General features: G+C 54.1%; 22 protein-coding genes and 1 pseudogene. 19 read left to right on the top strand and 4 right to left on the bottom strand.

Annotated features, from left to right (window positions below):
• Nucleotide 1 precedes the first annotated feature (1 nt).
• The 3 genes from thrB to KE671_RS10750 all read left to right on the top strand — a co-directional run bounded on the left by thrB (nt 2) and on the right by KE671_RS10750 (nt 2,723).
• Nucleotides 2–931: a homoserine kinase gene (gene thrB / locus KE671_RS10760; RefSeq protein ID WP_206162946.1), complete on the top strand. Its 930-nt coding sequence runs from the start codon at nt 2–4 to the stop codon at nt 929–931.
• Nucleotides 932–934: 3 nt separating this feature from the next.
• Entirely contained in the window at nt 935–2,221 is a 1,287-nt protein-coding gene (gene thrC, locus KE671_RS10755) for a threonine synthase (protein ID WP_206162945.1), read from the top strand.
• Between the two features lie 202 nt (nt 2,222–2,423).
• Nucleotides 2,424–2,723, top strand: a complete 300-nt coding sequence (locus KE671_RS10750) for a DUF2502 domain-containing protein (protein ID WP_206162944.1) — start codon at nt 2,424–2,426, stop codon at nt 2,721–2,723.
• A gap of 38 nt (nt 2,724–2,761) precedes the next feature.
• Here the strand turns inward: KE671_RS10750 and yaaA are convergent, their stop codons facing one another.
• Both yaaA and KE671_RS10740 read right to left on the bottom strand, forming a co-directional pair.
• Nucleotides 2,762–3,535: a peroxide stress protein YaaA gene (yaaA, locus tag KE671_RS10745; RefSeq protein WP_206162943.1), complete on the bottom strand. Its 774-nt coding sequence runs from the start codon at nt 3,533–3,535 to the stop codon at nt 2,762–2,764.
• A gap of 69 nt (nt 3,536–3,604) precedes the next feature.
• Nucleotides 3,605–5,035, bottom strand: a complete 1,431-nt coding sequence (locus KE671_RS10740; RefSeq protein WP_206162942.1) for an alanine/glycine:cation symporter family protein — start codon at nt 5,033–5,035, stop codon at nt 3,605–3,607.
• 283 nt (nt 5,036–5,318) lie between these two features.
• Here KE671_RS10740 and tal point away from each other — a divergent pair, with 283 nt between their 5' ends.
• The 3 genes from tal to KE671_RS10725 all read left to right on the top strand — a co-directional run bounded on the left by tal (nt 5,319) and on the right by KE671_RS10725 (nt 8,401).
• A complete protein-coding gene (gene tal, locus KE671_RS10735) occupies nt 5,319–6,272 on the top strand; it encodes a transaldolase (protein ID WP_152405941.1) in 954 nt (317 codons plus the stop codon).
• A gap of 110 nt (nt 6,273–6,382) precedes the next feature.
• On the top strand, nt 6,383–6,970 hold the full coding sequence (gene mog, locus KE671_RS10730; protein WP_206162941.1) for a molybdopterin adenylyltransferase: 588 nt from the start codon (nt 6,383–6,385) through the stop codon (nt 6,968–6,970).
• A gap of 123 nt (nt 6,971–7,093) precedes the next feature.
• Nucleotides 7,094–8,401: an MFS transporter gene (locus KE671_RS10725; protein ID WP_206162940.1), complete on the top strand. Its 1,308-nt coding sequence runs from the start codon at nt 7,094–7,096 to the stop codon at nt 8,399–8,401.
• A gap of 34 nt (nt 8,402–8,435) precedes the next feature.
• On the opposite strand, the gene satP is transcribed toward KE671_RS10725, so the two are convergent.
• Nucleotides 8,436–9,002 carry an acetate uptake transporter gene (gene satP / locus KE671_RS10720; RefSeq protein WP_046475236.1) on the bottom strand — a complete coding sequence of 189 codons (567 nt, stop codon included), beginning with the start codon at nt 9,000–9,002 and terminating at the stop codon, nt 8,436–8,438.
• A gap of 355 nt (nt 9,003–9,357) precedes the next feature.
• Here satP and dnaK point away from each other — a divergent pair, with 355 nt between their 5' ends.
• From dnaK to nhaR, 4 genes are all read left to right on the top strand, one after another.
• Entirely contained in the window at nt 9,358–11,274 is a 1,917-nt protein-coding gene (dnaK, locus tag KE671_RS10715; RefSeq protein ID WP_206162939.1) for a molecular chaperone DnaK, read from the top strand.
• Between the two features lie 88 nt (nt 11,275–11,362).
• Nucleotides 11,363–12,496 (top strand): molecular chaperone DnaJ, encoded by a 1,134-nt coding sequence (gene dnaJ / locus KE671_RS10710; protein ID WP_061076371.1) that lies wholly within the window; start codon nt 11,363–11,365, stop codon nt 12,494–12,496.
• 172 nt (nt 12,497–12,668) lie between these two features.
• Complete coding sequence (gene nhaA, locus KE671_RS10705) at nt 12,669–13,835, top strand: Na+/H+ antiporter NhaA (protein WP_206162938.1); 1,167 nt, start codon at nt 12,669–12,671, stop codon at nt 13,833–13,835.
• 64 nt (nt 13,836–13,899) lie between these two features.
• Entirely contained in the window at nt 13,900–14,799 is a 900-nt protein-coding gene (gene nhaR, locus KE671_RS10700) for a transcriptional activator NhaR (RefSeq protein WP_206162937.1), read from the top strand.
• A gap of 60 nt (nt 14,800–14,859) precedes the next feature.
• Here nhaR and rpsT read toward each other — a convergent pair whose 3' ends face one another.
• The gene (rpsT, locus tag KE671_RS10695) at nt 14,860–15,123 is read right to left on the bottom strand and encodes a 30S ribosomal protein S20 (protein WP_003018940.1); all 264 of its coding nucleotides are present in this window, start codon (nt 15,121–15,123) and stop codon (nt 14,860–14,862) included.
• A 108-nt stretch (nt 15,124–15,231) separates the two neighbouring features.
• Here rpsT and KE671_RS22810 point away from each other — a divergent pair.
• From KE671_RS22810 to KE671_RS10655, 9 genes and pseudogenes are all read left to right on the top strand, one after another.
• Nucleotides 15,232–15,444: pseudogene (locus KE671_RS22810) on the top strand (DUF2575 domain-containing protein); the annotation flags it as partial.
• A 7-nt stretch (nt 15,445–15,451) separates the two neighbouring features.
• Nucleotides 15,452–16,390, top strand: coding sequence for a bifunctional riboflavin kinase/FAD synthetase (ribF, locus tag KE671_RS10690; RefSeq protein WP_206162936.1), 939 nt, complete (start codon nt 15,452–15,454; stop codon nt 16,388–16,390).
• A gap of 34 nt (nt 16,391–16,424) precedes the next feature.
• Nucleotides 16,425–19,241 carry an isoleucine--tRNA ligase gene (gene ileS / locus KE671_RS10685; RefSeq protein WP_206162935.1) on the top strand — a complete coding sequence of 939 codons (2,817 nt, stop codon included), beginning with the start codon at nt 16,425–16,427 and terminating at the stop codon, nt 19,239–19,241.
• Nucleotides 19,241–19,729 carry a signal peptidase II gene (lspA, locus tag KE671_RS10680; RefSeq protein ID WP_206162934.1) on the top strand — a complete coding sequence of 163 codons (489 nt, stop codon included), beginning with the start codon at nt 19,241–19,243 and terminating at the stop codon, nt 19,727–19,729. The genes ileS and lspA overlap by 1 nt, the downstream gene beginning before the upstream one ends.
• 115 nt (nt 19,730–19,844) lie before the next feature.
• On the top strand, nt 19,845–20,294 hold the full coding sequence (gene fkpB, locus KE671_RS10675; RefSeq protein ID WP_042998001.1) for an FKBP-type peptidyl-prolyl cis-trans isomerase: 450 nt from the start codon (nt 19,845–19,847) through the stop codon (nt 20,292–20,294).
• Between the two features lies 1 nt (nt 20,295).
• Nucleotides 20,296–21,246: a 4-hydroxy-3-methylbut-2-enyl diphosphate reductase gene (ispH, locus tag KE671_RS10670; protein ID WP_206162933.1), complete on the top strand. Its 951-nt coding sequence runs from the start codon at nt 20,296–20,298 to the stop codon at nt 21,244–21,246.
• Between the two features lie 66 nt (nt 21,247–21,312).
• Complete coding sequence (rihC, locus tag KE671_RS10665; protein ID WP_206162932.1) at nt 21,313–22,227, top strand: ribonucleoside hydrolase RihC; 915 nt, start codon at nt 21,313–21,315, stop codon at nt 22,225–22,227.
• Between the two features lie 97 nt (nt 22,228–22,324).
• A complete protein-coding gene (locus tag KE671_RS10660) occupies nt 22,325–22,888 on the top strand; it encodes a glucose-6-phosphate isomerase family protein (RefSeq protein ID WP_206162931.1) in 564 nt (187 codons plus the stop codon).
• Nucleotides 22,881–23,663, top strand: a complete 783-nt coding sequence (locus KE671_RS10655) for a glucose-6-phosphate isomerase family protein (RefSeq protein WP_206162930.1) — start codon at nt 22,881–22,883, stop codon at nt 23,661–23,663. The genes KE671_RS10660 and KE671_RS10655 overlap by 8 nt, the downstream gene beginning before the upstream one ends.
• Nucleotides 23,664–23,681 lie beyond the last annotated feature (18 nt).

Below are 23,681 nucleotides of genomic sequence, written 5' to 3'. Positions count from 1 at the left end.
CATGGTTAAAGTTTATGCCCCGGCTTCCAGCGCCAATATGAGCGTTGGATTTGATGTGCTCGGGGCGGCGGTGACCCCCGTTGACGGTTCACTGCTGGGCGACGTGGTGGCGGTCGAGGCGGCGGACAGTTTCAGTCTGAACAATCTGGGCCGCTTTGCTGACAAACTGCCGCCAGAACCGCGTGAAAATATTGTTTACCAGTGCTGGGAGCGTTTTTGTCAGGAACTGGGTAAGTCCGTTCCGGTGGCAATGACGCTGGAAAAGAACATGCCGATCGGTTCCGGATTAGGTTCCAGTGCCTGCTCGGTGGTGGCGGCACTGGTCGCGATGAATGAGCACTGCGGCAAACCGCTGAATGACACGCGTCTGCTGGCGCTAATGGGGGAACTGGAAGGGCGTATTTCTGGCAGCATTCATTATGATAACGTCGCGCCGTGTTTCCTCGGCGGTATGCAGTTGATGATCGAAGAAAACGGCATTATCAGTCAGCAGGTGCCAGGCTTTGATGAGTGGCTGTGGGTACTGGCCTATCCGGGCATTAAAGTCTCTACGGCGGAAGCGCGGGCAATTCTGCCTGCACAGTATCGTCGCCAGGATTGCATTGCCCACGGGCGACACCTGGCCGGGTTTATTCACGCCTGTTATTCCCGTCAGCCTGGGCTTGCGGCGAAACTGATGAAGGATGTTATTGCCGAACCGTACCGCGAACGTCTGTTGCCTGGTTTTGCTCAGGCGCGTCAGGCCGTCGCGGAAATTGGCGCGCTGGCCAGCGGTATATCCGGTTCAGGGCCAACGCTGTTTGCGCTCTGTGATAAAACGGAGACGGCACAGCGCGTGGCGGACTGGCTGGGCAGTCACTACCTGCAAAATCAGGAAGGCTTTGTTCATATTTGCCGGCTGGACACGGCGGGCGCACGAGTACTGGGATAATTGATGAAACTCTACAATCTTAAAGATCACAACGAACAGGTTAGTTTTGCGCAGGCCGTCACGCAGGGGCTGGGCAAAAATCAGGGGCTGTTTTTCCCGCACGAACTGCCGGAATTCAACCTGACAGAAGTTGATGAGATGCTGAGCCAGGACTTCGTCAGCCGTAGCGCAAAGATCCTTTCCGCGTTCATCGGCGATGAAATCCCGCAGGAGATTCTGGAAGAGCGCGTGCGCGCTGCCTTTACTTTCCCTGCACCGGTTGCTCAGGTAGAAGGCGATATCGGCTGTCTGGAGCTGTTCCATGGCCCGACGCTGGCGTTTAAAGATTTCGGTGGCCGTTTTATGGCGCAGATGCTGACCCACATCAGCGGCGACAAGCCGGTGACTATTCTGACGGCAACCTCAGGTGATACCGGCGCGGCCGTGGCGCATGCGTTTTATGGTCTGCCGAACGTGCGCGTGGTGATCCTCTATCCGAATGGCAAAATCAGTCCGTTGCAGGAAAAACTGTTCTGCACGCTGGGTGGCAACATTGAAACCGTTGCCATCGACGGCGATTTTGACGCCTGCCAGGCGCTGGTCAAACAGGCGTTTGATGATGAGGAACTGAAAGCGGCGCTGGGGCTGAACTCAGCGAACTCCATTAATATCAGTCGCCTGCTGGCGCAGATTTGCTACTACTTTGAAGCGGTTGCGCAATTGCCGCAGGAATCGCGGAATCAGCTGGTTGTATCTGTCCCGAGCGGTAACTTTGGCGACCTGACGGCGGGACTGCTGGCAAAATCCCTCGGCCTGCCGGTGAAGCGTTTTATCGCCGCTACCAACGTTAACGATACCGTGCCACGCTTCTTACAGGACGGGCAGTGGGCGCCAAAAGCAACCCAGGCGACGTTATCTAACGCGATGGATGTGAGTCAACCGAACAACTGGCCACGCGTTGAGGAGTTGTTCCGCCGTAAAATCTGGCGTCTGAATGAGCTTGGTTATGCGGCTGTGGATGATGAAACCACGCAGGAAACGATGCGCGAACTGAAAGCGAAGGGCTACACCTCTGAGCCTCATGCTGCCGTGGCCTACCGCGCCCTGCGTGACCAACTCAACCCGGGCGAATACGGTCTGTTCCTCGGCACTGCCCACCCGGCGAAGTTTAAAGAGAGCGTGGAAGCGATCCTGAATGAAACGCTGGATTTGCCAAAAGCGCTGGCAGAGCGTGCGGATCTGCCGTTGCTTTCGCAACATTTGCCGGCGGATTTTGCCGCCCTGCGTAAGCTGATGATGACGCGCGGATAAGTTTTCCACTGTTGTGAATAAGCCGGGGATACCCGGCTTATTTTATGGAGAAAATAAGGAGAAATTACGCAGAGAAAAAGCAGGAATTCCCAATAAATGCGCATACTTAGAGATTAGGATTGCGGAGAATAACAACTCTCGTTCCCATCACGTACTCTCCTTTCATCAACCCAACACGGGCAATGACAGAAAGGAGTACCTCATGAACAAATTGAAACCTGTGCTTCTGGCACTCTCCATGATGTTGGTGACTCCACTCGCCGTGCAGGCGGCTGAAATCACGCTGGTTCCAGCCGTTAAATTACAAATTGGCGATCGCGATAATCACGGTAACTACTGGGATGGTGGAAACTGGCGCGATCACGGCTGGTGGAATAAACATTATGAGTGGCGCGGAAATCGTTGGCAGCCGCACGGACCACGCCCGCAGCCGCACTATGATAAACACGATGACCGTCGTCACGACGATCATCGTCCAGGTCCTGACAGGAAACATCATTAACGCAGATGTCGGGCAGGTGTGCGCCTCCCGGCATCGTATTACTGTTCGTGACGCTTAAACACCAGTTCGCCATCCCCGGAGGCAGCTTCATCAAAGAAGTAACCTTCGTTGTGGAAGTCGGTGAGCTGTTCAGGCTTCGTCAGGCGGTTTTCAATGATGTAGCGGCTCATCAGGCCGCGTGCTTTTTTGGCATAGAAGCTGATGACTTTGAACTTGCCGTTTTTCTCATCGAGGAAGACAGGTTTAATTATCTCTGCGTTCAGTTTCTTTGGCTTCACGGAGCGGAAGTATTCATCCGACGCAAGATTAATCACGATCTGGTCGCCCTGTGCGGCGAGCGCTTCGTTAAGCTTATCGGTAATGATATCGCCCCAGAAATGATACAGATCCTTCCCTTTGGCGTTCTCCAGACGAATGCCCATTTCCAGACGATAAGGCTGCATCAGATCCAGTGGACGCAGCACGCCGTACAGGCCTGAGAGCATACGCAAATGCTGCTGGGCAAAATCGAAATCGGCTTCGCTGAAGGTTTCGGCCTGTAATCCGGTATAAACATCGCCTTTGAAGGCCAGAATAGCCTGACGCGCGTTTTCCGGCGTGAAGTCCGGCTGCCAGTCGTGAAAGCGGGTGGCGTTCAAATCGGCGAGCTTGTCGCTGATGCCCATTAGCTTACCGATTTGCGGAGCCGAGAGTTTGCGCGCCACATGAATCAACTGCTGGGAGTGGTCCAGCAGTTCAGGCAACGTATGGCGCGTAGTCGCCAGAGGGCTCTGGTAATCGAGCGTTTTTGCAGGTGAAATCAGAATCAGCATATCCAGTCCTTGCAGGAAATTTACTGCGACTGTAGCAAAAAACACGACTGAATTGATCGATAGTTGTGATTAGTCTCGCGGGATATCGTCCCAGGCATCGGGTGCCAGTTGCTGCTCGATATCCGGGTAGCGCAGTGGATCAAATACCGGACGGACTCCCAGTTTTCGCTGACGCAAATAATCACTTGCCAGAGTATGCACCACCGGTGAGAGCAACAATATTGCTGTCAGGTTAGTGATCGCCATACAGGCCATGATGATATCCGCCAGTTGCCACAACAGCGGGAAGCTAAGCAAGGTTCCGGCCACCACCGTAGAGCAGGTGGCAACGCGTAAAATCCAGATGGCGCGCTTATTGTCCAGGTTCAGAAAATACAGGTTGTTTTCCGCGTAGATGTAGTTGACCACAATGGAACTGAAGGCAAACAGAATCACGATGACCGCGACGAACGCAGCCCCCCAGTCACCAACCAGCACATTCATTGCTTTCTGCACCAGTTGGATGCCTTCCATCGACGCATAGGTCGTGCCGTTGCCTGCCAGTAAAACCAGCATCGCCGTTGCGCTACAGACGACCAGCGTATCGATAAAAATACCGATCATCTGCACTATCCCTTGCGCCGCAGGGTGCGGGGGCCAGGATGCCGCAGCGGCGGCAGCGTTAGGCGTTGAGCCCATTCCGGCTTCATTGGAAAACATGCTGCGTTGAAAACCGCTGGTGATTGCCTGGCTCAGCGTATATCCCGCCACGCCGCCCGCCGCTTCTTGCCAGCCAAACGCGCTTTTAACGATAGAAATGATGATATCAGGCAGTTGGTCGATGTTGATCAGACAAACTACCAGGCTGGTGGTTATCCACAACAGCGCCATCATGGGGACGAACCACTGCATCATCCGCGCCACGCCTTTTATCCCCCGCACGATGACCAGCAGGGCGGCAATCGCCATGACAATACCGGTGATAACCGGTGGGAAGTCGAAAGCGAATTTGAGGGCGCGGGACACCGAGTTGGCCTGTACGCTGTTGAACACCAGCCCGTAGGCGATCAGCAAAAAGATGGCGAATAACACGCCCATCCAGCGCATGCCTAACCCACGCGCCATATACCAGGCGGGGCCACCGCGAAACTGACCGTGGCGATCCCGCTCTTTATACAGTTGCGCGAGGGCACATTCGGCGAACGAAGTCGCCATACCAATGATGGCGGCGACCCACATCCAGAACACGGCGCCAGGCCCGCCTGCGGTAATGGCCAGCGCCACGCCCGCCAGGTTGCCGCTACCGATACGGGCGGCAAGGCTGGTACAGAGCGACTGAAACGAGGTTAACCCTCCTGGCTGCGGGCTGACACTGTTTTTCAGACTTCTGCCAAACTGGCGGATATAGCGAAATTGTACGAAGCCTGTGCGCCAGGTAAACCAACACCCTGCCCCGAAGAGCAGGTAGATCATTACCGATCCCCAGAGTACATCATTAATAAACGTGAAAAAATCAGGCATTAACATCCCTCTTGTTGCTGCCGGTACGCTGTAACAACCCTGTGTAAGCGTTACCAATTGCCGAATAGTATATACGCTGCCGGACAATTGATAATGACCGTGTAGTATACATAAGCATAAGCGTCTGAATGACGTGTCATATCAAGGCCCGACCAGAAATTGTCGACAGGTGCCGTGAAGGGGATAACCGCATTGTCTGCGGTTGCGCTGCCACAACGTCGTGTTATCATCAGGGCAGACCGGTTACATCCCCCTAACAAGCTGTTTAAAGAGAAACACTATCATGACGGACAAATTGACCTCCCTTCGTCAGTTCACCACCGTGGTGGCCGACACCGGAGACATCGCGGCAATGAAGCTGTATCAGCCGCAGGATGCCACAACCAACCCTTCTCTCATTCTTAACGCAGCGCAGATCCCGGAATATCGTAAGCTGATCGACGACGCTGTTGCATGGGCTAAGCAGCAGAGCAGCGACCGTGCGCAGCAGATTGTTGATGCGACCGACAAACTGGCCGTGAACATCGGTCTGGAGATCCTGAAACTGGTCCCGGGTCGTATCTCCACGGAAGTGGATGCTCGCCTGTCCTATGACACCGACGCGTCTATCGCCAAAGCGAAACGTATCATCAAGCTGTATAACGACGCAGGCATCAGCAACGATCGCATTCTGATCAAACTGGCTTCAACCTGGCAGGGCATCCGCGCTGCTGAGCAGTTGGAAAAAGAAGGCATCAACTGTAACCTGACGCTGTTGTTCTCCTTTGCGCAGGCGCGTGCTTGTGCTGAGGCGGGCGTGTTCCTCATCTCCCCGTTCGTGGGTCGTATTCTTGACTGGTATAAATCCAATACGGATAAGAAAGAGTATGCGCCGGCAGAAGATCCGGGCGTGGTTTCCGTAACGGAGATCTACGAATACTACAAACAGCATGGCTACGAGACCGTTGTGATGGGCGCAAGCTTCCGTAACATCGGTGAAATTCTTGAGCTGGCTGGCTGTGATCGCCTGACTATCGCACCGGCGCTGCTGAAAGAACTGGCGGAAAGCGAAGGTGCTATCGAGCGTAAACTGTCCTTCTCTGGCGAAGTGAAAGCGCGTCCGGAACGCATCACCGAGTCTGAGTTCCTGTGGCAGCACAACCAGGATCCAATGGCGGTAGACAAACTGGCGGATGGTATCCGTAAATTTGCTGTCGACCAGGAAAAACTGGAAAAAATGATCGGCGATCTGCTGTAATCATTGATGCGTGACCGGTACGCCGGTCACGCTACCTCTTCTGAACCCTGTCTGTCCTTCCCCTCGCAGTGTATCATTCTGTTTAACGAGACTGTTTAAATGGAATAATCATGAACACCTTACGTATTGGCTTAGTTTCCGTTTCTGACCGCGCCTCCAGCGGTGTCTATCAGGATAAAGGTATTCCGGCGCTGGAAGCGTGGCTGTCGACGGCGCTGACCACTCCTTTCGAAGTGCAGACGCGCTTGATTCCTGACGAACAGGCCATCATCGAACAGACGCTGTGTGAGCTGGTGGACGAGATGAGTTGTCATCTGGTGCTGACCACCGGCGGCACCGGTCCTGCGCGTCGCGATGTGACGCCGGATGCCACCCTCGCGGTTGCCGATCGCCAGATGCCAGGCTTTGGCGAACAGATGCGGCAGATCAGCCTGCACTTTGTGCCGACGGCGATCCTGTCGCGCCAGGTTGGGGTGATCCGTAAACAGGCGTTAATCCTCAACTTACCGGGCCAGCCGAAATCCATTCAGGAGACCCTGGAAGGAGTGAAGGATGCCGAAGGGAATGTTGTCGTGGCGGGTATCTTCGCAAGTGTACCGTATTGTATACAGCTCCTTGAAGGACCGTATGTGGAAACTGCGCCGGAAATCGTAGCATCTTTTCGCCCAAAAAGTGCAAGACGTGAAATAAACACCTGAAGTTAACCTTTTCATACGATAAGTGACGGTGAAAGTGGCGTGTTGTTTTGTTTACGTTATAGTAATTATAACTTTACAGATGTCATTCATAACATCCAACACTCCACTGACTTATGGTTCGCTATGTCACAACAGATACGCCCCCTGAATCGCCAGGATTATAAAACGCTGACGCTGGCCGCCCTTGGCGGCGCGCTTGAGTTTTACGACTTTATTATCTTCGTCTTTTTCGCGGCAGTGGTGGGAGAGTTGTTTTTCCCCTCCGATATTCCCGACTGGCTTCGTCAGGTACAAACCTTTGGCATCTTCGCAGCCGGGTATCTGGCACGTCCGTTAGGCGGCATCATCATGGCGCATTTTGGCGATCTGGTCGGGCGCAAAAAAATGTTCACGCTGAGCATTTTGCTGATGGCGGTTCCCACGCTGGCGATTGGTCTGCTGCCAACTTACGCCTCTATAGGGATTGTTGCGCCGCTATTATTACTGCTAATGCGTATTTTACAGGGGGCGGCGATTGGCGGTGAAGTGCCGGGCGCATGGGTGTTTGTGGCCGAGCACGTTCCCGAACGTCGTATCGGCATCGCCTGCGGCACGCTAACGGCAGGTCTGACGGTGGGGATCCTGCTGGGTTCCGTAGTGGCCACTCAGGTAAACACTCTTTTGACGCAACAGGCCGTGCATGACTATGGCTGGCGAATTCCGTTCCTGTTGGGCGGGGTTTTTGGTCTGGTGGCGATGTACTTACGCCGTTGGTTACAGGAAACACCGGTCTTTCTGGAGATGCAACAGCGCAAGACGCTGGCGCAGGAGCTGCCGGTGAAGTCGGTGGTGGTGAAACACCAGAAGGCAGTGGTGATCTCCATGCTTCTGACCTGGCTGCTCTCCGCAGGGATTGTGGTGGTGATTTTAATGTCGCCGGTCTGGCTGCAAAAGCAGTACGGACTGGCCCCGGCCCTGACGTTGCAGGCAAACAGCGTGGCGACCATTATGCTTTGCGTGGGTTGCCTGTTGGCGGGCTTTATCGTCGACCGTGTTGGCGCCAGCAAAACCTTTATTGTTGGCAGCCTATTATTGGCCTGTTCGAGCGGGTTGTTCTATCACCTGTCGGGCGCATATCCGCAATACCTGTTCCTGCTCTACGGGCTGGTGGGGCTCTGCGTGGGCGTGGTGGGCGCTGTACCATACGTGATGGTGCGCGCGTTTCCTGCGGAAGTCCGCTTTACCGGTATTTCATTTTCCTACAACGTCTCTTACGCCATTTTTGGTGGGCTGACACCGATTGCCGTCACGCTGCTGATGCGCGTCTCGCCGATGGCGCCGGGCTGGTATGTGCTGGCGTTGTCGCTGGTGGGATTGGGTCTGGGAATCTGGCTGCGACAGGATATGTATTATCGCGATACGGAAATGCAGGCTGAGCTACAACAGCCGTAATAATGATCCCCCCTTAACGGGGGGATACTGATGATCAGTGTTTTTCGCCAATCGGCAGAATGGTACGACCAAACTGTTCGTTCAGCACTTCACCCATCGCCAGATAAATGGCGCTGGCACCACACACTAAGCCAACCCAGCCAGCAAAGTGGATCACGGCTTCGTTACCCGCGATATTACCTACGGCCAACAGAGCGAACAGAACCGTCAGGCTCAGGAACACGAACTGCAGGGCGCGTGCGCCTGTCAGCGTGCCGAAGAACATAAACAGAGTGAATACCCCCCACAGACCCAGGTAGGCACCGAGGAACTGCGCATTAGGGGCTTCGGTCAGACCCATTTTCGGCATCAGCAGGATCGCGACCAGCGTCAGCCAGAACGAGCCGTAAGAGGTGAAAGCGGTCAAACCGAAGGTGTTCCCTTTTTTGTATTCCAGCAGGCCGGCAAAAATTTGCGCGATACCGCCGTAGAAAATCCCCATCGCGAGAATAATACCGTCAAGTGCGAAAAAACCCGCGTTATGCAGGTTAAGCAGAATGGTGGTCATGCCGAAGCCCATCAGGCCCAGCGGTGCCGGGTTAGCCAACTTAGTGTTGCCCATAAATCCTCAAGATCATCATTAATTGAATGGTGAAATAGCTATCCCCGCTAAAACATGACGCCGTTCGGGGCGCGGCATAATAATCAGGAGAGAAGGGGCTGTCTATGATCTCATCGGGGGAAAAGGATGAATTTCTGCCGTGATCGTCCTCACACACCGTCCAGGCGATTTATTTCAACAAAAGCAAAAATTTTTTCATTCCCCCCCTTGATGAAGTGGGTTACGACCCCACTTAGTAGTCAACCGCAGTGGTGAGTCTGAAAAAAAACGAATCAGGGTAGTTGAAACCGCACGTTTCGCCCTTATTACAGACTCACAACCACATGTTGACCGAATTTTTAGTGGAGACGTTTAGATGGGTAAAATTATTGGTATCGACCTGGGGACTACCAACTCTTGTGTAGCGATTATGGATGGAACTCAAGCACGTGTGCTGGAGAATGCCGAGGGCGATCGCACCACGCCTTCTATCATTGCTTATACCCAGGATGGTGAAACTCTGGTTGGTCAGCCGGCTAAACGTCAGGCAGTGACAAACCCGCAAAACACCCTGTTTGCGATTAAACGCCTGATTGGCCGCCGCTTCCAGGACGAAGAAGTTCAACGTGACGTTTCCATCATGCCGTACAAAATCATTGGCGCCGATAACGGCGACGCATGGCTGGATGTGAAAGGTCAGAAAATGGCACCGCCGCAGATCTCGGCTGAAGTGCTGAAAAAAATGAAGAAAACGGCTGAAGATTACCTGGGTGAACCAGTAACTGAAGCAGTTATCACCGTACCTGCTTACTTTAACGATGCTCAGCGTCAGGCAACCAAAGACGCCGGCCGTATCGCAGGTCTGGAAGTGAAACGTATCATCAACGAACCGACTGCCGCCGCGCTGGCCTATGGTCTGGATAAAGAAGTCGGTAACCGTACTATCGCGGTTTACGACCTCGGTGGTGGTACTTTTGATATCTCTATTATCGAAATCGACGAAGTTGACGGCGAAAAAACCTTCGAAGTTCTGGCAACCAACGGTGATACCCACCTGGGTGGTGAAGACTTCGACAGCCGTATGATCAACTATCTGGTTGAAGAATTTAAGAAAGATCAGGGCATTGACCTGCGTAACGACCCGCTGGCCATGCAGCGCCTGAAAGAAGCGGCAGAAAAAGCGAAAATCGAGCTTTCTTCTGCACAGCAGACCGACGTGAACCTGCCGTACATCACTGCAGATGCCACCGGTCCGAAACACATGAACATCAAAGTGACTCGCGCGAAACTGGAAAGCCTGGTCGAAGATCTGGTGAACCGTTCCATCGAGCCGCTGAAAGTCGCTCTGCAGGACGCTGGTCTGTCCGTATCTGATATCAACGACGTTATCCTCGTTGGTGGTCAGACGCGTATGCCAATGGTGCAGAAGAAAGTGGCTGAGTTCTTTGGTAAAGAACCGCGTAAAGACGTGAACCCGGACGAAGCAGTGGCTATCGGCGCTGCTGTTCAGGGTGGTGTATTGACCGGTGATGTGAAAGACGTACTGCTGCTGGACGTTACCCCGCTGTCTCTGGGTATCGAAACCATGGGCGGTGTGATGACGGCACTGATCAGCAAAAATACCACCATCCCGACCAAGCACAGCCAGGTGTTCTCTACCGCTGAAGACAACCAGTCTGCGGTAACCATCCATGTGCTACAGGGTGAACGTAAGCGTGCGTCTGATAACAAATCTCTGGGTCAGTTCAACCTGGATGGGATCAACCCGGCACCGCGCGGCATGCCGCAGATCGAAGTCACCTTCGATATCGATGCTGACGGTATTCTGCACGTTTCCGCAAAAGACAAAAACAGCGGGAAAGAGCAGAAGATTACCATCAAGGCGTCTTCTGGCCTGAACGAAGAAGAAATTCAGAAAATGGTTCGCGAAGCGGAAGCGAACGCCGAGTCTGACCGTAAGTTCGAAGAACTGGTTCAGACCCGTAACCAGGGCGACCATCTGTTGCACAGCACTCGCAAGCAGGTTGAGGAAGCAGGCGAACAGCTGCCAGCTGACGACAAAACTGCTATCGAGTCTGCACTGAGCGCACTGGAAACAGCGCTGAAAGGTGAAGACAAAGCGGCTATCGAAGCGAAGATGCAGGAGCTGGCGCAGGTTTCCCAGAAACTGATGGAAATCGCTCAGCAGCAGCACGCGCAGCAGCAGGCGGGCTCCGCTGATGCTTCCGCAAACAACGCGAAAGATGACGATGTTGTCGACGCTGAGTTTGAAGAAGTGAAAGATAAAAAATAATCGCCCTGATGCAGGGTAATTAATCGGCACGGGCGAAGAGGGTTTCCTCTCCGCCCGTGCTCGCATGTTAAGGGGCTGAAAAAAACCAATGGCAAAGCAAGACTATTACGAGATTTTAGGCGTTTCCAAATCAGCGGAAGAGCGTGAAATCAAAAAGGCCTACAAGCGCCTGGCCATGAAATTTCACCCGGACCGTAACCAGGGTGATAAAGAGGCCGAGGCCAAGTTTAAAGAGATCAAAGAAGCGTATGAAGTCCTGACCGACTCGCAGAAACGCGCAGCCTATGATCAGTACGGTCATGCCGCGTTTGAGCAAGGCGGGATGGGCGGCGGCGGCGGTTTTGGCGGCGGCGCTGACTTCAGTGATATCTTTGGTGACGTTTTTGGCGATATCTTTGGCGGTGGTCGGGGTCGTCAACGTGCTGCGCGTGGGGCCGATTTACGTTACAACATGGATCTCACCCTGGAAGAAGCCGTACGTGGCGTGACCAAAGAGATCCGCATTCCGACGCTGGAAGAGTGTGATGTTTGCCACGGCAGCGGGGCGAAAGCGGGCACGCAGCCGCAGACCTGTCCGACCTGTCACGGTTCCGGCCAGGTGCAGATGCGCCAGGGGTTCTTCGCCGTTCAGCAAACTTGTCCGCACTGTCAGGGGCGCGGTACGCTGATCAAGGATCCCTGCAATAAGTGTCACGGTCATGGTCGCGTCGAGAAGAGCAAAACGCTGTCGGTTAAAATCCCGGCAGGCGTGGATACCGGCGACCGTATTCGTCTTTCAGGCGAAGGGGAAGCGGGCGAACACGGCGCACCGGCAGGGGATCTGTACGTTCAGGTGCAGGTGAAACAGCATCCGATCTTCGAACGTGAAGGTAATAACCTGTACTGCGAAGTGCCGATTAACTTTGCGATGGCAGCACTCGGCGGCGAGATTGAAGTCCCGACGCTGGATGGTCGAGTTAAGCTGAAAGTGCCAAGCGAAACGCAAACCGGAAAACTGTTCCGCATGCGTGGCAAAGGCGTGAAATCGGTTCGAGGTGGCGCGCAGGGGGATTTGCTGTGCCGCGTCGTGGTCGAAACACCGGTCGGTCTGAATGAAAAGCAGAAGCAACTGCTGAAAGACCTGCAGGAAAGCTTTGGCGGCCCAACCGGCGAAAAGAACAGCCCGCGCTCCAAGAGCTTCTTTGACGGCGTGAAAAAGTTCTTTGATGATTTGACCCGTTAATTACGTCTGCCGTATCGGCCAAGAGCCTGAGATTGCGAGATCTCAGGCTTTTTTTATGCCTCTATGATTCGGTAAAAGCGAATGTTTTGCCATGAATAATCTAATTTTAACGATTATTCATGCGGAGTATGATAGTAATTACGAAGTATTCACCCTATAGAGAGAATAAAAAGTGAAACATCTGCATCGTTTCTTTAGCAGCGATGCCTCTGGAGGCATCATTCTTATCATCGCCGCTGCCATGGCCATGCTGATGGCCAATATGAGTGTGACCAGTGGATGGTACCACGCTTTCCTTGAGACGCCGGTTCAGTTACGGGTTGGCGCGCTTGAGATCAATAAAAACATGCTGTTGTGGATCAACGACGCCCTGATGGCGGTATTTTTCCTGCTGATTGGCCTTGAGGTGAAGCGCGAGCTAATGCAGGGCTCCCTGGCGAGCCTGCGTCAGGCGGCATTCCCAGTGATTGCCGCCATCGGCGGAATGATTGTCCCCGCGCTGCTGTACCTGGCCTTCAACTATGCCGATCCGATCACCCGCGAAGGCTGGGCGATCCCAGCGGCTACGGATATCGCCTTTGCCCTCGGCGTGCTGGCTTTGCTCGGCAGTCGGGTGCCGCTGGCGTTGAAAATTTTCCTGATGGCGCTGGCGATTATTGATGACCTGGGGGCGATCATTATTATCGCCGTCTTCTATACCCACGATCTGTCGATGGTGTCATTGGGTGTGGCGGCATTCGCCATTGCGATTCTGGCACTGCTGAACCTGTGCGGTGTTCGGCGCACGGGCGTATACATCCTCGTTGGGGTGGTGCTGTGGACGGCGGTACTGAAATCTGGCGTCCATGCGACGCTGGCAGGCGTAATTGTCGGCTTCTTTATACCGCTGAAAGAGAAGTACGGACGTTCCCCGGCAAAGCGTCTGGAACATGTTCTGCATCCGTGGGTGGCTTATTTGATTCTGCCGTTGTTTGCTTTCGCCAATGCGGGTGTTTCATTACAGGGCGTAACGATGGACGGTCTGACCTCCATTCTGCCGCTCGGCATTATTGCGGGCCTGTTGGTGGGTAAACCACTGGGGATCAGCCTGTTCTGCTGGCTGGCGCTGCGTTTGAAGTTGGCGCAATTGCCAGAGGGAACCTCCTTCCCGCAAATCATGGCGGTCGGCATCCTGTGCGGCATTGGCTTTACGATGTCGATTTTTATCGCCAGCCTGGCCTTTGGCAATGTGGATCCGGAGCTGATTAACTGGGCGAAGCTGGGGATCCTGATTGGCTCCTTGTTGTCGGCGGTAATTGGTTACAGCTTGCTGCGCGCTCGTTTACGCCCGTCGGTCTGATTGGGCGAGTTAGCAAGGGAGCCTCTTCCGGCTCCCCCTTTGTAATATTTATCAGAGAGAATGTATGTCCCACATTAATTACAACCATCTCTATTACTTTTGGCACGTCTATAAAGAGGGGTCCGTGGTCGGTGCGGCGGAAGCGCTCTATTTAACGCCGCAAACTATCACCGGACAGATTAAAGCGCTTGAAGAACGCCTGCAGGGCAAACTCTTCAAGCGTAAGGGGCGTGGTCTGGAGCCCAGCGAACTTGGCGAACTGGTTTTTCGCTATGCGGATAAAATGTTCACCCTAAGCCAGGAGATGCTGGATATCGTGAACTACCGCAAAGAGTCCAATCTGTTATTTGATGTGGGCGTGGCGGATGCGTTGTCGAAACGGCTGGTCAGCAACGTACTGGATGCCGCCGTCGTTGAAGGTGAGCAGATCCACCTGCGCTGTTTTGAATCAACCCACGAGATGCTGCTTGAGCAGCTCAGCCAGCACAAGCTGGACATGATTATCTCGGATTGCCCGATTGACTCGACGCAGCAGGAAGGGCTGTTTTCGGTGAAGATTGGCGAGTGTAGCGTGAGCTTCTGGTGTACCCAGCCATTACCGGAAAAACCCTTTCCGGCCTGTCTGGAAGAGCGACGTTTGCTGATCCCCGGACGGCGTTCAATGTTAGGACGCAAGTTGTTGAACTGGATTAATTCCCAGGGGCTGAAGGTTGAAATTTTGGGAGAGTTTGACGACGCCGCATTGATGAAAGCCTTTGGCGCGACACACAACGCGATTTTTGTGGCTCCGACGCTCTATGCGCATGACTTTTACGCAGACGATTCCATCGTCGAAATTGGTCGCGTGGAGAATGTGATGGAGGAATATCATGCCATCTTTGCTGAAAGAATGATTCAGCACCCGGCGGTCCAGCGTATCTGTAATACAAACTATTCGGCGTTATTTACACCCCAGAACAAATAGTCCAGACATAAAAAAACCCGCTTGCGCGGGTTTTTTTACAAAGCAACAATCAACAGGCGATTAAGCCAGTTTGTTGATCTGTGCAGTCAGGTTAGCTTTATGACGTGCAGCTTTGTTTTTGTGGATCAGACCTTTAGCAGCCTGACGGTCCACGATTGGTTGCATTTCGTTAAATGCTTTCAGTGCAGTAGCTTTGTCGCCAGCTTCGATAGCTGCGTATACTTTCTTGATGAAAGTACGCATCATAGAGCGACGGCTTGCGTTGTGCTTACGAGCCTTTTCAGACTGAACGGCGCGCTTCTTAGCTGATTTGATATTAGCCAAGGTCCAACTCCCAAATGTGTTCTATATGGACAATTCAAAGGCCGAGGAATATGCCCTTTTAGCCTTCTTTTGTCAATGGATTTGTGCAAATAAGCGCCGTTAATCTAGCGGCACTCGTTACGTAGTGATGGCGCAGGATTCTACCAGCTTGCGGTCTGTGAATACAGCTTTTCAGCGATAAAAATTGAATTGCTTTGTCAGTTTGTGGTTGGTATTTGCCTCAGGGTAATGAAATTCATCTGCTTTCTGTTTCGCCACATCAATCGCCGGTTAACCTTGACCGCTGTACAAGGTATACTTTGGCGATTTTCACTGTTTTGAGCCAGACATGAAGCTGATACGCGGCATACATAATCTCAGTCAGGCCCCGCACGGGTGTGTGCTGACTATTGGTAATTTCGACGGCGTGCATCGTGGGCATCGTGCGCTGCTGCACGGTTTGCAGGAAGAAGGGCGCAGGCGTGGCTTACCGGTGATGGTGATGATTTTTGAACCGCAGCCGCTCGAACTGTTTGCGACAGATAAAGCGCCTGCGCGGCTGACCCGCCTGCGTGAAAAATTGCGTTATCTCGCGCAATGCGGCGTCGACTATGTGCTGTGCGTGCGATTCGATCGACGTTTTGCGGCCCTTACGGCACAGACCTTTATCAGTGAACTGCTGGTGAATCGTCTTGGGGTGCAATTTCTCGCGGTGGGGGATGATTTCCGCTTTGGCGCTGGTCGCGAAGGCGATTTCTTGTTATTACAGAAGGCGGGTGCGGAATATGGTTTTGATGTTACCAGCACCCAAACCTTCTGCGAAGGCGGTGTACGTATCAGCAGTACCGCCGTGCGTCAGGCGTTGGCACAGGACAACCTGGCCCTCGCCGAAAGCCTGCTGGGTCATCCGTTTACCATTTCTGGCCGTGTTGTACACGGTGATGAACTCGGACGCACCATTGGTTTCCCGACGGCAAACTTACCGCTGCGTCGTCAGGTTTCCCCGGTAAAAGGGGTCTATGCGGTTGAAGTGATGGGGCTTGGCGAGAAGCCATTGCCCGGCGTGGCGAACATCGGAACCCGACCGACGGTTTCGGGCGTGCGTCAGCAACTGGAAGTGCATCTGCTGGATGTTGCAATGGACCTCTATGGTCGCCATATAGATGTTGTGCTGCGTAAAAAAATACGCAATGAACAGCGATTTGCCTCGCTGGATGAACTCAAAGCGCAGATTGCGCGAGATGAATTAACTGCCCGTGATTTTTTTGGGCTATCAAAACCGGCTTAAATGCCTACGTAATCAATACGGAACCGAGAATCTGATGAGTGACTTTAAATCAACCCTGAATTTGCCGGAAACAGGGTTCCCGATGCGCGGCGATCTCGCCAGGCGCGAACCGGGAATGCTGGCGCGTTGGACTGATGATGACCTGTACGGCATCATTCGTGCGGCCAAAAAAGGCAAAAAAACCTTCATTCTGCATGATGGCCCTCCTTATGCGAATGGCAGCATTCATATTGGTCACTCGGTTAACAAGATTCTGAAAGACATTATCGTGAAGTCCAAAGGACTCGCGGGATATGACTCGCCTTACGTTCCGGGTTGGGACTGCCACGGTCTGCCGATCGAACTAAAAGTGGAGCAGGAATTCGGTAAGCCGGGTGAAAAATTCACCGCGGCGGAGTTCCGTGCGAAATGCCGTGAGTACGCGGCAACTCAGGTTGACGGACAGCGTAAAGACTTTATCCGTCTGGGCGTGCTCGGAGACTGGTCGCATCCGTATCTGACGATGGACTTCAAAACCGAAGCCAACATCATCCGCGCGCTGGGTAAAATCATTGGCAATGGTCACCTGCACAAAGGCGCGAAGCCGGTGCACTGGTGCGTAGACTGCCGTTCTGCGCTGGCAGAAGCGGAAGTGGAATATTACGACAAAACCTCCCCGTCCATTGACGTGGCCTTTGCTGCCGTGGATCAGGATGCAGTGAAAGCGAAATTTGGCGTGGCTAGCGTCAACGGCCCAATCTCGCTGGTTATCTGGACCACCACGCCGTGGACGCTGCCGGCAAACCGCGCGATTTCCCTTGCGCCGGACTTTGACTACGCGCTAGTACAGATCGACGGGCAGGCGGTGATCCTGGCGAAAGATCTGGTTGAAAGCGTGATGCAACGCATTGGCGCGACAGACTATACCGTTCTCGCAACCGTAAAAGGGGCGGAGCTTGAGCTGCTGCGCTTTACCCATCCGTTTATGGGCTTCGACGTTCCGGCGATCCTCGGCGATCACGTGACGCTGGATGCGGGTACTGGCGCGGTACATACCGCGCCAGGCCATGGTCCGGATGACTATGTCATCGGCCAGAAATACGGTCTGGAAGTTGCTAACCCGGTAGGTCCAGACGGCGCATATCTGGCGGGTACGTATCCGACGCTGGACGGTGTGAACGTCTTTAAAGCGAACGATATTGTAGTTGAACTGCTGCGTGAAAAAGGCGCGCTGCTGCACGTTGAGAAAATGCAGCACAGCTATCCGTGCTGCTGGCGTCACAAGACGCCGATCATCTTCCGTGCGACCCCGCAGTGGTTTATCAGCATGGATCAGAAAGGTCTGCGCGAGCAGTCGCTGAAAGAGATCAAAGGCGTGCAGTGGATCCCGGACTGGGGTCAGGCGCGTATCGAATCGATGGTAGCGAACCGTCCTGACTGGTGTATCTCCCGTCAGCGTACCTGGGGCGTACCGATGTCTCTGTTCGTTCACAAGGACACTGAAGAGCTGCACCCGCGCGCCATCGAACTGATGGAAGAAGTAGCGAAACGCGTTGAAGTTGACGGTATTCAGGCCTGGTGGGATCTCGACCCGAAAGACATTCTGGGTGACGAAGCCGATCAGTATGTGAAAGTGCCGGATACCCTGGACGTCTGGTTTGACTCTGGTTCAACGCACGCCTCCGTTGTGGATGTACGCCCGGAGTTCGCCGGCCATGCGGCAGATATGTATCTGGAAGGTTCCGACCAGCATCGTGGCTGGTTCATGTCGTCTCTGATGATCTCCACCGCGATGAAAGGCAAAGCGCCGTATCGCCAGGTACTGACGCACGGCTTTACCGTTGATGGTCAGGGCCGCAAGATGTCCAAGTCCATCGGTAACACCGTTTCGCCGCAGGATGTGATGAACAAACTGGGCGCCGACATTCTGCGTCTGTGGGTGGCATCAACCGACTATACCGGTGAAATGGCCGTTTCGGATGAGATCCTCAAACGTGCTGCCGACAGCTATCGTCGTATCCGTAACACTGCGCGTTTCCTGCTGGCGAACCTGAACGGGTTTGATCCGGTTAAAGACATGGTGAAACCGGAAGAGATGGTGGTACTGGACAGATGGGCGGTGGGCTGCGCGAAAGCGGCGCAGGAAGACATCCTGAAAGCGTACGAAGCCTACGATTTCCACGAAGTGGTACAGCGCCTGATGCGCTTCTGCTCCGTCGAAATGGGGTCGTTCTATCTCGATATCATTAAAGACCGTCAGTACACCGCGAAAGCGGAAAGCCGGGCGCGTCGTAGCTGCCAGACGGCGCTGTATCATATCGCGGAAGCGCTGGTACGCTGGATGGCGCCGATCATGTCCTTCACCGCAGATGAAATCTGGGGCTACCTGCCGGGTGACCGTGAAAAATATGTTTTCACTGGCGAATGGTATGACGGTTTGTTCGGTCTGGCTGATACTGAAGCAATGAACGATAGCTTCTGGGACGAGCTGCTGAAAGTACGCGGCGAAGTGAACAAAGTGATCGAACAGGCGCGTGCGGATAAGAAAGTGGGCGGTTCTCTGGAAGCGGCAGTGACCCTGTACGCGGAACCTGAACTGGCTGCGAAGCTGACGGCACTGGGCGATGAATTGCGATTTGTCCTGTTGACCTCTGGCGCGAAAGTCGCTGATTATGCCGGCGCTTCTGCTGATGCGCAGCAGAGCGAACTGCTCAAAGGGCTGAAGATCGCTCTGAGCAAAGCCGAAGGTGATAAATGCCCGCGTTGCTGGCATTACACGACGGATGTCGGCAAGGTAGCGGAACACGCAGAAATCTGCGGCCGCTGTGTCAGCAACATCGCCGGTGATGGCGAAAAACGTAAGTTTGCCTGATGAGTAAGCCTCTTTGTTCAACAGGGCTACGCTGGCTGTGGCTGGTGGTAGTCGTGCTGATTATCGATTTGGGCAGCAAGTACCTGATCCTCCAGAATTTTGCTCTGGGGGATACGGTGCCGCTGTTCCCGTCGCTTAATCTGCATTATGCGCGTAACTATGGTGCGGCGTTTAGCTTCCTCGCCGATAGCGGCGGCTGGCAGCGCTGGTTCTTTGCCGGTATCGCGATCGGTATCTGCGTCATTCTGGCGGTGATGATGTACCGCTCCAGAGCGACGCAGAAGTTGAATAATATCGCGTATGCGCTAATCATTGGCGGCGCGCTGGGGAACCTGTTCGACCGCCTGTGGCATGGCTTCGTGGTCGATATGATCGATTTCTACGTCGGGGAGTGGCATTTTGCTACGTTTAACCTCGCCGATAGTGCGATTTGTGTCGGCGCGGCAATGATTGTGCTGGAAGGTTTCCTGCCGAAAAAGCAGGCGTAATAAAATGCCGGGTGGCGCTTATGTTTACCCGGCCTACAAAAATTTGCTTTCTGTAGGCCCGATAAGCGTAAGCGTCATCGGGCAAACAAGATGGCGAAACACGTGAGCAACCTGCATGTCTAAATCAGTACAGAGTAACAGTGCGGTGCTGGTGCACTTCACCTTAAAACTCGACGATGGCTCCACCGCAGAGTCAACCCGTAATAACGGCAAGCCCGCGCTCTTCCGCCTGGGGGATGGCTCTCTGTCTGAAGGACTGGAGCAACATCTTCTCGGACTGAAAGACGGCGATAAAACCACGTTTTCCCTGGAGCCGGATGCCGCGTTTGGCATCACGACGCCTGACCTGATTCAGTACTTCTCGCGCCGTGAATTTATGGACGCAGGCGAACCTGAAATCGGGGCGATAATGCTCTTTACCGCAATGGACGGCAGTGAGATGCCTGGTGTGATCCGCGAAATCAACGGTGACTCCATTACCGTCGATTTCAACCATCCGCTGGCCGGGCATACCGTTCATTTTGATATTGAAGTGCTGGAAGTCGATCCGGCACTGGAGGCATAACATGCAGATCCTGTTGGCCAACCCGCGCGGTTTTTGCGCTGGTGTAGACCGCGCTATCAGCATTGTTGAAAATGCGCTGGCCATTTACGGCGCGCCGATTTACGTTCGTCACGAAGTGGTGCACAACCGTTATGTGGTCGACAGCCTGCGCGAACGCGGGGCGATTTTCATCGAGCAGATCAGTGAAGTACCGGACGGCGCGATCCTGATCTTCTCCGCACACGGTGTGTCTCAGGCGGTGCGCAACGAAGCGAAAGGCCGCGATCTCACCGTCTTTGATGCAACCTGTCCGCTGGTGACCAAAGTGCATATGGAAGTGGCGCGTGCCAGTCGTCGTGGCGAAGAGTCGATCCTGATTGGTCACGCCGGGCATCCGGAGGTCGAAGGCACAATGGGGCAGTACAGCAACCCGGAAGGGGGCATGTACCTGGTCGAATCCCCGGAAGATGTTTTTTCGCTTAAGGTGAAAAACGAAGGCAAGCTTTCCTTTATGACCCAGACCACGCTCTCCGTGGACGATACGTCAGACGTGATCGACGCACTGCGTAAGCGTTTCCCGAAAATCGTCGGACCGCGTAAAGATGACATTTGCTACGCCACTACCAACCGGCAGGAAGCGGTGCGTGCGCTGGCGGAACAGGCGGATGTCGTGCTGGTGGTCGGTTCCAGGAACTCATCTAACTCCAACCGTCTGGCTGAACTGGCGCAGCGAATGGGGAAAGCGGCATTTTTGATTGACGATGCGACCGATATTCAGGAAGCCTGGGTGAAAGAGGCGAAATGCGTCGGTGTCACCGCTGGGGCTTCTGCGCCGGATATTCTGGTGCAAAACGTGATCGCTCGTTTGCAAGAACTGGGTGGCGGCGAAGCCATTCCGCTGGAAGGTCGTGAAGAGAACATCGTTTTCGAAGTGCCGAAAGAGCTGCGTGTGGATGTTCGTGAAGTAGAATGATTTAGTTCACGCTAATCTATGCGAAGATGCCGGGTCTGATACCCGGCATTTTTTTATGGAGGAATTATGCGCCTGCCCATTTTTCTCGACACCGACCCTGGCATTGATGATGCGGCGGCAATTGCTGCCGCGCTGTTTGCCCCTCAGATCGATCTGCAACTCATGACCACGGTCGCCGGTAACGTCTGTGTGGAGAAAACCACGCGCAACGCCCTGCAACTGCTGCATTTCTGGAATGCTGATATTCCCCTCGCGCAGGGTGCGGCTACACCGCTGCTGCGTTCGCTACGCGACGCGGCCTATGTACACGGTGAATCTGGTATGGAAGGTTATGATTTTGTCGAACATGACCGACAGCCGTTGGCGAAACCAGCGTTCATCGCCCTGCGTGACGCGCTGATGAGCGCTCCGGAGCCCATCACACTGGTGGCGATTGGCCCGCTGACGAATATTGCGCTGCTGCTGATGCACTATCCGGAGTGCACCTTCAACATCCGCCGTCTGGTGATCATGGGCGGTTCCGCCGGGCGGGGGAACTTCACCCCTAACGCTGAATTTAATATCGCCGTTGATCCTGAGGCGGCTGCCCACGTATTCCAGAGCGGAATTGAAATTGTGATGTGTGGGCTGGATGTCACTAATCAGGCCATGCTGACCCCGGATTATCTGGCAACGCTTCCCATGCTGAACCGCACCGGGAAGATGCTGCACGCGCTGTTCAGCCACTATCGCAGCGGGACTATACGTACTGGTGTGCGCATGCACGATCTTTGCGCGATAGCCTGGCTGGTGCGCCCGGATCTGTTTACCGTCAAACCGTGCTTTGTCGCCGTCGAAACCCAGGGAGAATATACCGCCGGGACCACCGTGGTGGATCTTGAGGGGCGGATGAACAGACCGGCAAACGTGCAGGTCGCTTTGGATATCGATGTTGCGGGTTTCCAGCAGTGGGTGGCGGAAGTACTCGCGCTGGCGCCCTAAGAGTGTGATACGACCCACAACATATTGAGAGATATAGCAGGTTAATCGATTAATCTGCTATTTTAATGATGTTGTTCTCCTCGGGCCGGAGACACATATGAATCTTCCTTTTATTCAGCCACCGCGAGTGGACTGGGCGAGCGGCGCATTTGCTGATGGTCCGGTCGTACGCAAATCAACGCGAATAGCGGATCTCACAGGGGTCTTTGCCGATGAGTCAGCTCACCGGATTCTGCCTGGCGAACAGGTCGTCTATGACGTAGAGATGCTCAACACGTCTCCCGCAGAAGGCGGACTTTATACCGGCGTCACCCATCTTTATCCTGGCTTTGTCGGCGGCGAATATTTTATGACCCGCGGACATTTTCACGCTCGTCGCGAACAGGGCGAAGTCTATTTCGGTCTTCGCGGGGAAGGGCTTTTGCTGTTGCAGGACGAGCGGGGCGACGCGAGGTTTGAAAAGGTCTTTGCCGGTTCTGTCCATATTATTCCGGGTTTTACGGCGCACCGCTTAATTAACACGGGTGCAGAGGTGCTCTCAGCGCTGGCGGTGTGGCCTGCTGTTGCCGGGCATGATTATGCTGCATTAGCAAACGGCTTTCGGCTGCGGGTTTTCGCAAATAACCAGAACATTGAGGTGAGGGAGGTTCAGAATGGTTGACTCTGTGCATCCTTATGGCCTGGATATGACGGTGCATCAGCATCCGCCTGGATTTAGCTACGGCGAAGATGTGACAGGACCAATGCCTGAAATTCGCCGACTCGATCAGATTCGCGAATCGCTGCGCGATCCGCACAGTCACGGGCCGGAAGAGGTTTATGCCATTGCAATGGATGTCGCTCGTCTTCAGGATCGCGAGGAACTGAAAAAGCGAATGCTGCTGTTCGGCGTGGTCACCTATGCGGCGGGTCAACTGGGTGAAGAGCCGATTCGCAGCCAGGGACACGTCCATCGAATCAGCCAGCACAGCGGTTGGTCTCCGCCCGAGCTTTATGAAATTTGGCAGGGAAAGGCGGTTGTCTATATGCAGGAGTATGTCGAGGACGATCCAGGACGCTGCTTTGCGGTGATTGCGGGACCCGGTGAGAAAGTGCTGGTTCCGCCGGGCTGGGGGCATGCAACGATCTCTGCCGATCCCGATACGCCTTTAACCTTCGGCGCATGGTGCGACCGGGAATACGGTTTTGAATATGACGCAGTGCGCGCTCACAAGGGGCTGGCGTGGTATCCGTTACTGCAAGGGCGAAATATTATCTGGCAGCACAATCCACACTATATACCCGGACGACTACAGGCTGTGACACCCCGTCAATACAGTGAGTTTGGCATTACGACGGCGCCGATTTATCAACAATTCATTGAAGACCCGGCGCGTTTTCAGTTTATTTCACGACCGGATAAAACGGCAGAGTTATGGCGTAACTTCCATCCTTAATCAAACCGGGGCTGTGCC

The sequence above is a fragment of the Citrobacter amalonaticus genome (assembly GCF_018252635.1).
Taxonomy (GTDB): Bacteria; Pseudomonadota; Gammaproteobacteria; order Enterobacterales; family Enterobacteriaceae; genus Citrobacter_A; species Citrobacter_A amalonaticus_E.
This window is presented reverse-complemented; position numbering and strand designations above follow the sequence as displayed.

Bases quoted from the DNA above. Each gene is read 5' to 3' on its own strand.
- fkpB (WP_042998001.1), top strand. From the start codon at position 19,845: ATGTCTAAATCAGTACAGAGTAACAGTGCGGTGCTGGTGCACTTCACC.
- ispH (WP_206162933.1), top strand. From the start codon at position 20,296: ATGCAGATCCTGTTGGCCAACCCGCGCGGTTTTTGCGCTGGTGTAGAC.
- dnaK (WP_206162939.1), top strand. From the start codon at position 9,358: ATGGGTAAAATTATTGGTATCGACCTGGGGACTACCAACTCTTGTGTA.
- KE671_RS10740 (WP_206162942.1), bottom strand. From the start codon at position 5,035: ATGCCTGATTTTTTCACGTTTATTAATGATGTACTCTGGGGATCGGTA.
- KE671_RS10725 (WP_206162940.1), top strand. From the start codon at position 7,094: ATGTCACAACAGATACGCCCCCTGAATCGCCAGGATTATAAAACGCTG.
- nhaR (WP_206162937.1), top strand. From the start codon at position 13,900: ATGTCCCACATTAATTACAACCATCTCTATTACTTTTGGCACGTCTAT.
- rihC (WP_206162932.1), top strand. From the start codon at position 21,313: ATGCGCCTGCCCATTTTTCTCGACACCGACCCTGGCATTGATGATGCG.
- KE671_RS10750 (WP_206162944.1), top strand. From the start codon at position 2,424: ATGAACAAATTGAAACCTGTGCTTCTGGCACTCTCCATGATGTTGGTG.
- dnaJ (WP_061076371.1), top strand. From the start codon at position 11,363: ATGGCAAAGCAAGACTATTACGAGATTTTAGGCGTTTCCAAATCAGCG.
- thrB (WP_206162946.1), top strand. From the start codon at position 2: ATGGTTAAAGTTTATGCCCCGGCTTCCAGCGCCAATATGAGCGTTGGA.
- ileS (WP_206162935.1), top strand. From the start codon at position 16,425: ATGAGTGACTTTAAATCAACCCTGAATTTGCCGGAAACAGGGTTCCCG.
- ribF (WP_206162936.1), top strand. From the start codon at position 15,452: ATGAAGCTGATACGCGGCATACATAATCTCAGTCAGGCCCCGCACGGG.
- tal (WP_152405941.1), top strand. From the start codon at position 5,319: ATGACGGACAAATTGACCTCCCTTCGTCAGTTCACCACCGTGGTGGCC.
- thrC (WP_206162945.1), top strand. From the start codon at position 935: ATGAAACTCTACAATCTTAAAGATCACAACGAACAGGTTAGTTTTGCG.
- KE671_RS10660 (WP_206162931.1), top strand. From the start codon at position 22,325: ATGAATCTTCCTTTTATTCAGCCACCGCGAGTGGACTGGGCGAGCGGC.
- KE671_RS10655 (WP_206162930.1), top strand. From the start codon at position 22,881: ATGGTTGACTCTGTGCATCCTTATGGCCTGGATATGACGGTGCATCAG.
- yaaA (WP_206162943.1), bottom strand. From the start codon at position 3,535: ATGCTGATTCTGATTTCACCTGCAAAAACGCTCGATTACCAGAGCCCT.
- satP (WP_046475236.1), bottom strand. From the start codon at position 9,002: ATGGGCAACACTAAGTTGGCTAACCCGGCACCGCTGGGCCTGATGGGC.
- mog (WP_206162941.1), top strand. From the start codon at position 6,383: ATGAACACCTTACGTATTGGCTTAGTTTCCGTTTCTGACCGCGCCTCC.
- lspA (WP_206162934.1), top strand. From the start codon at position 19,241: ATGAGTAAGCCTCTTTGTTCAACAGGGCTACGCTGGCTGTGGCTGGTG.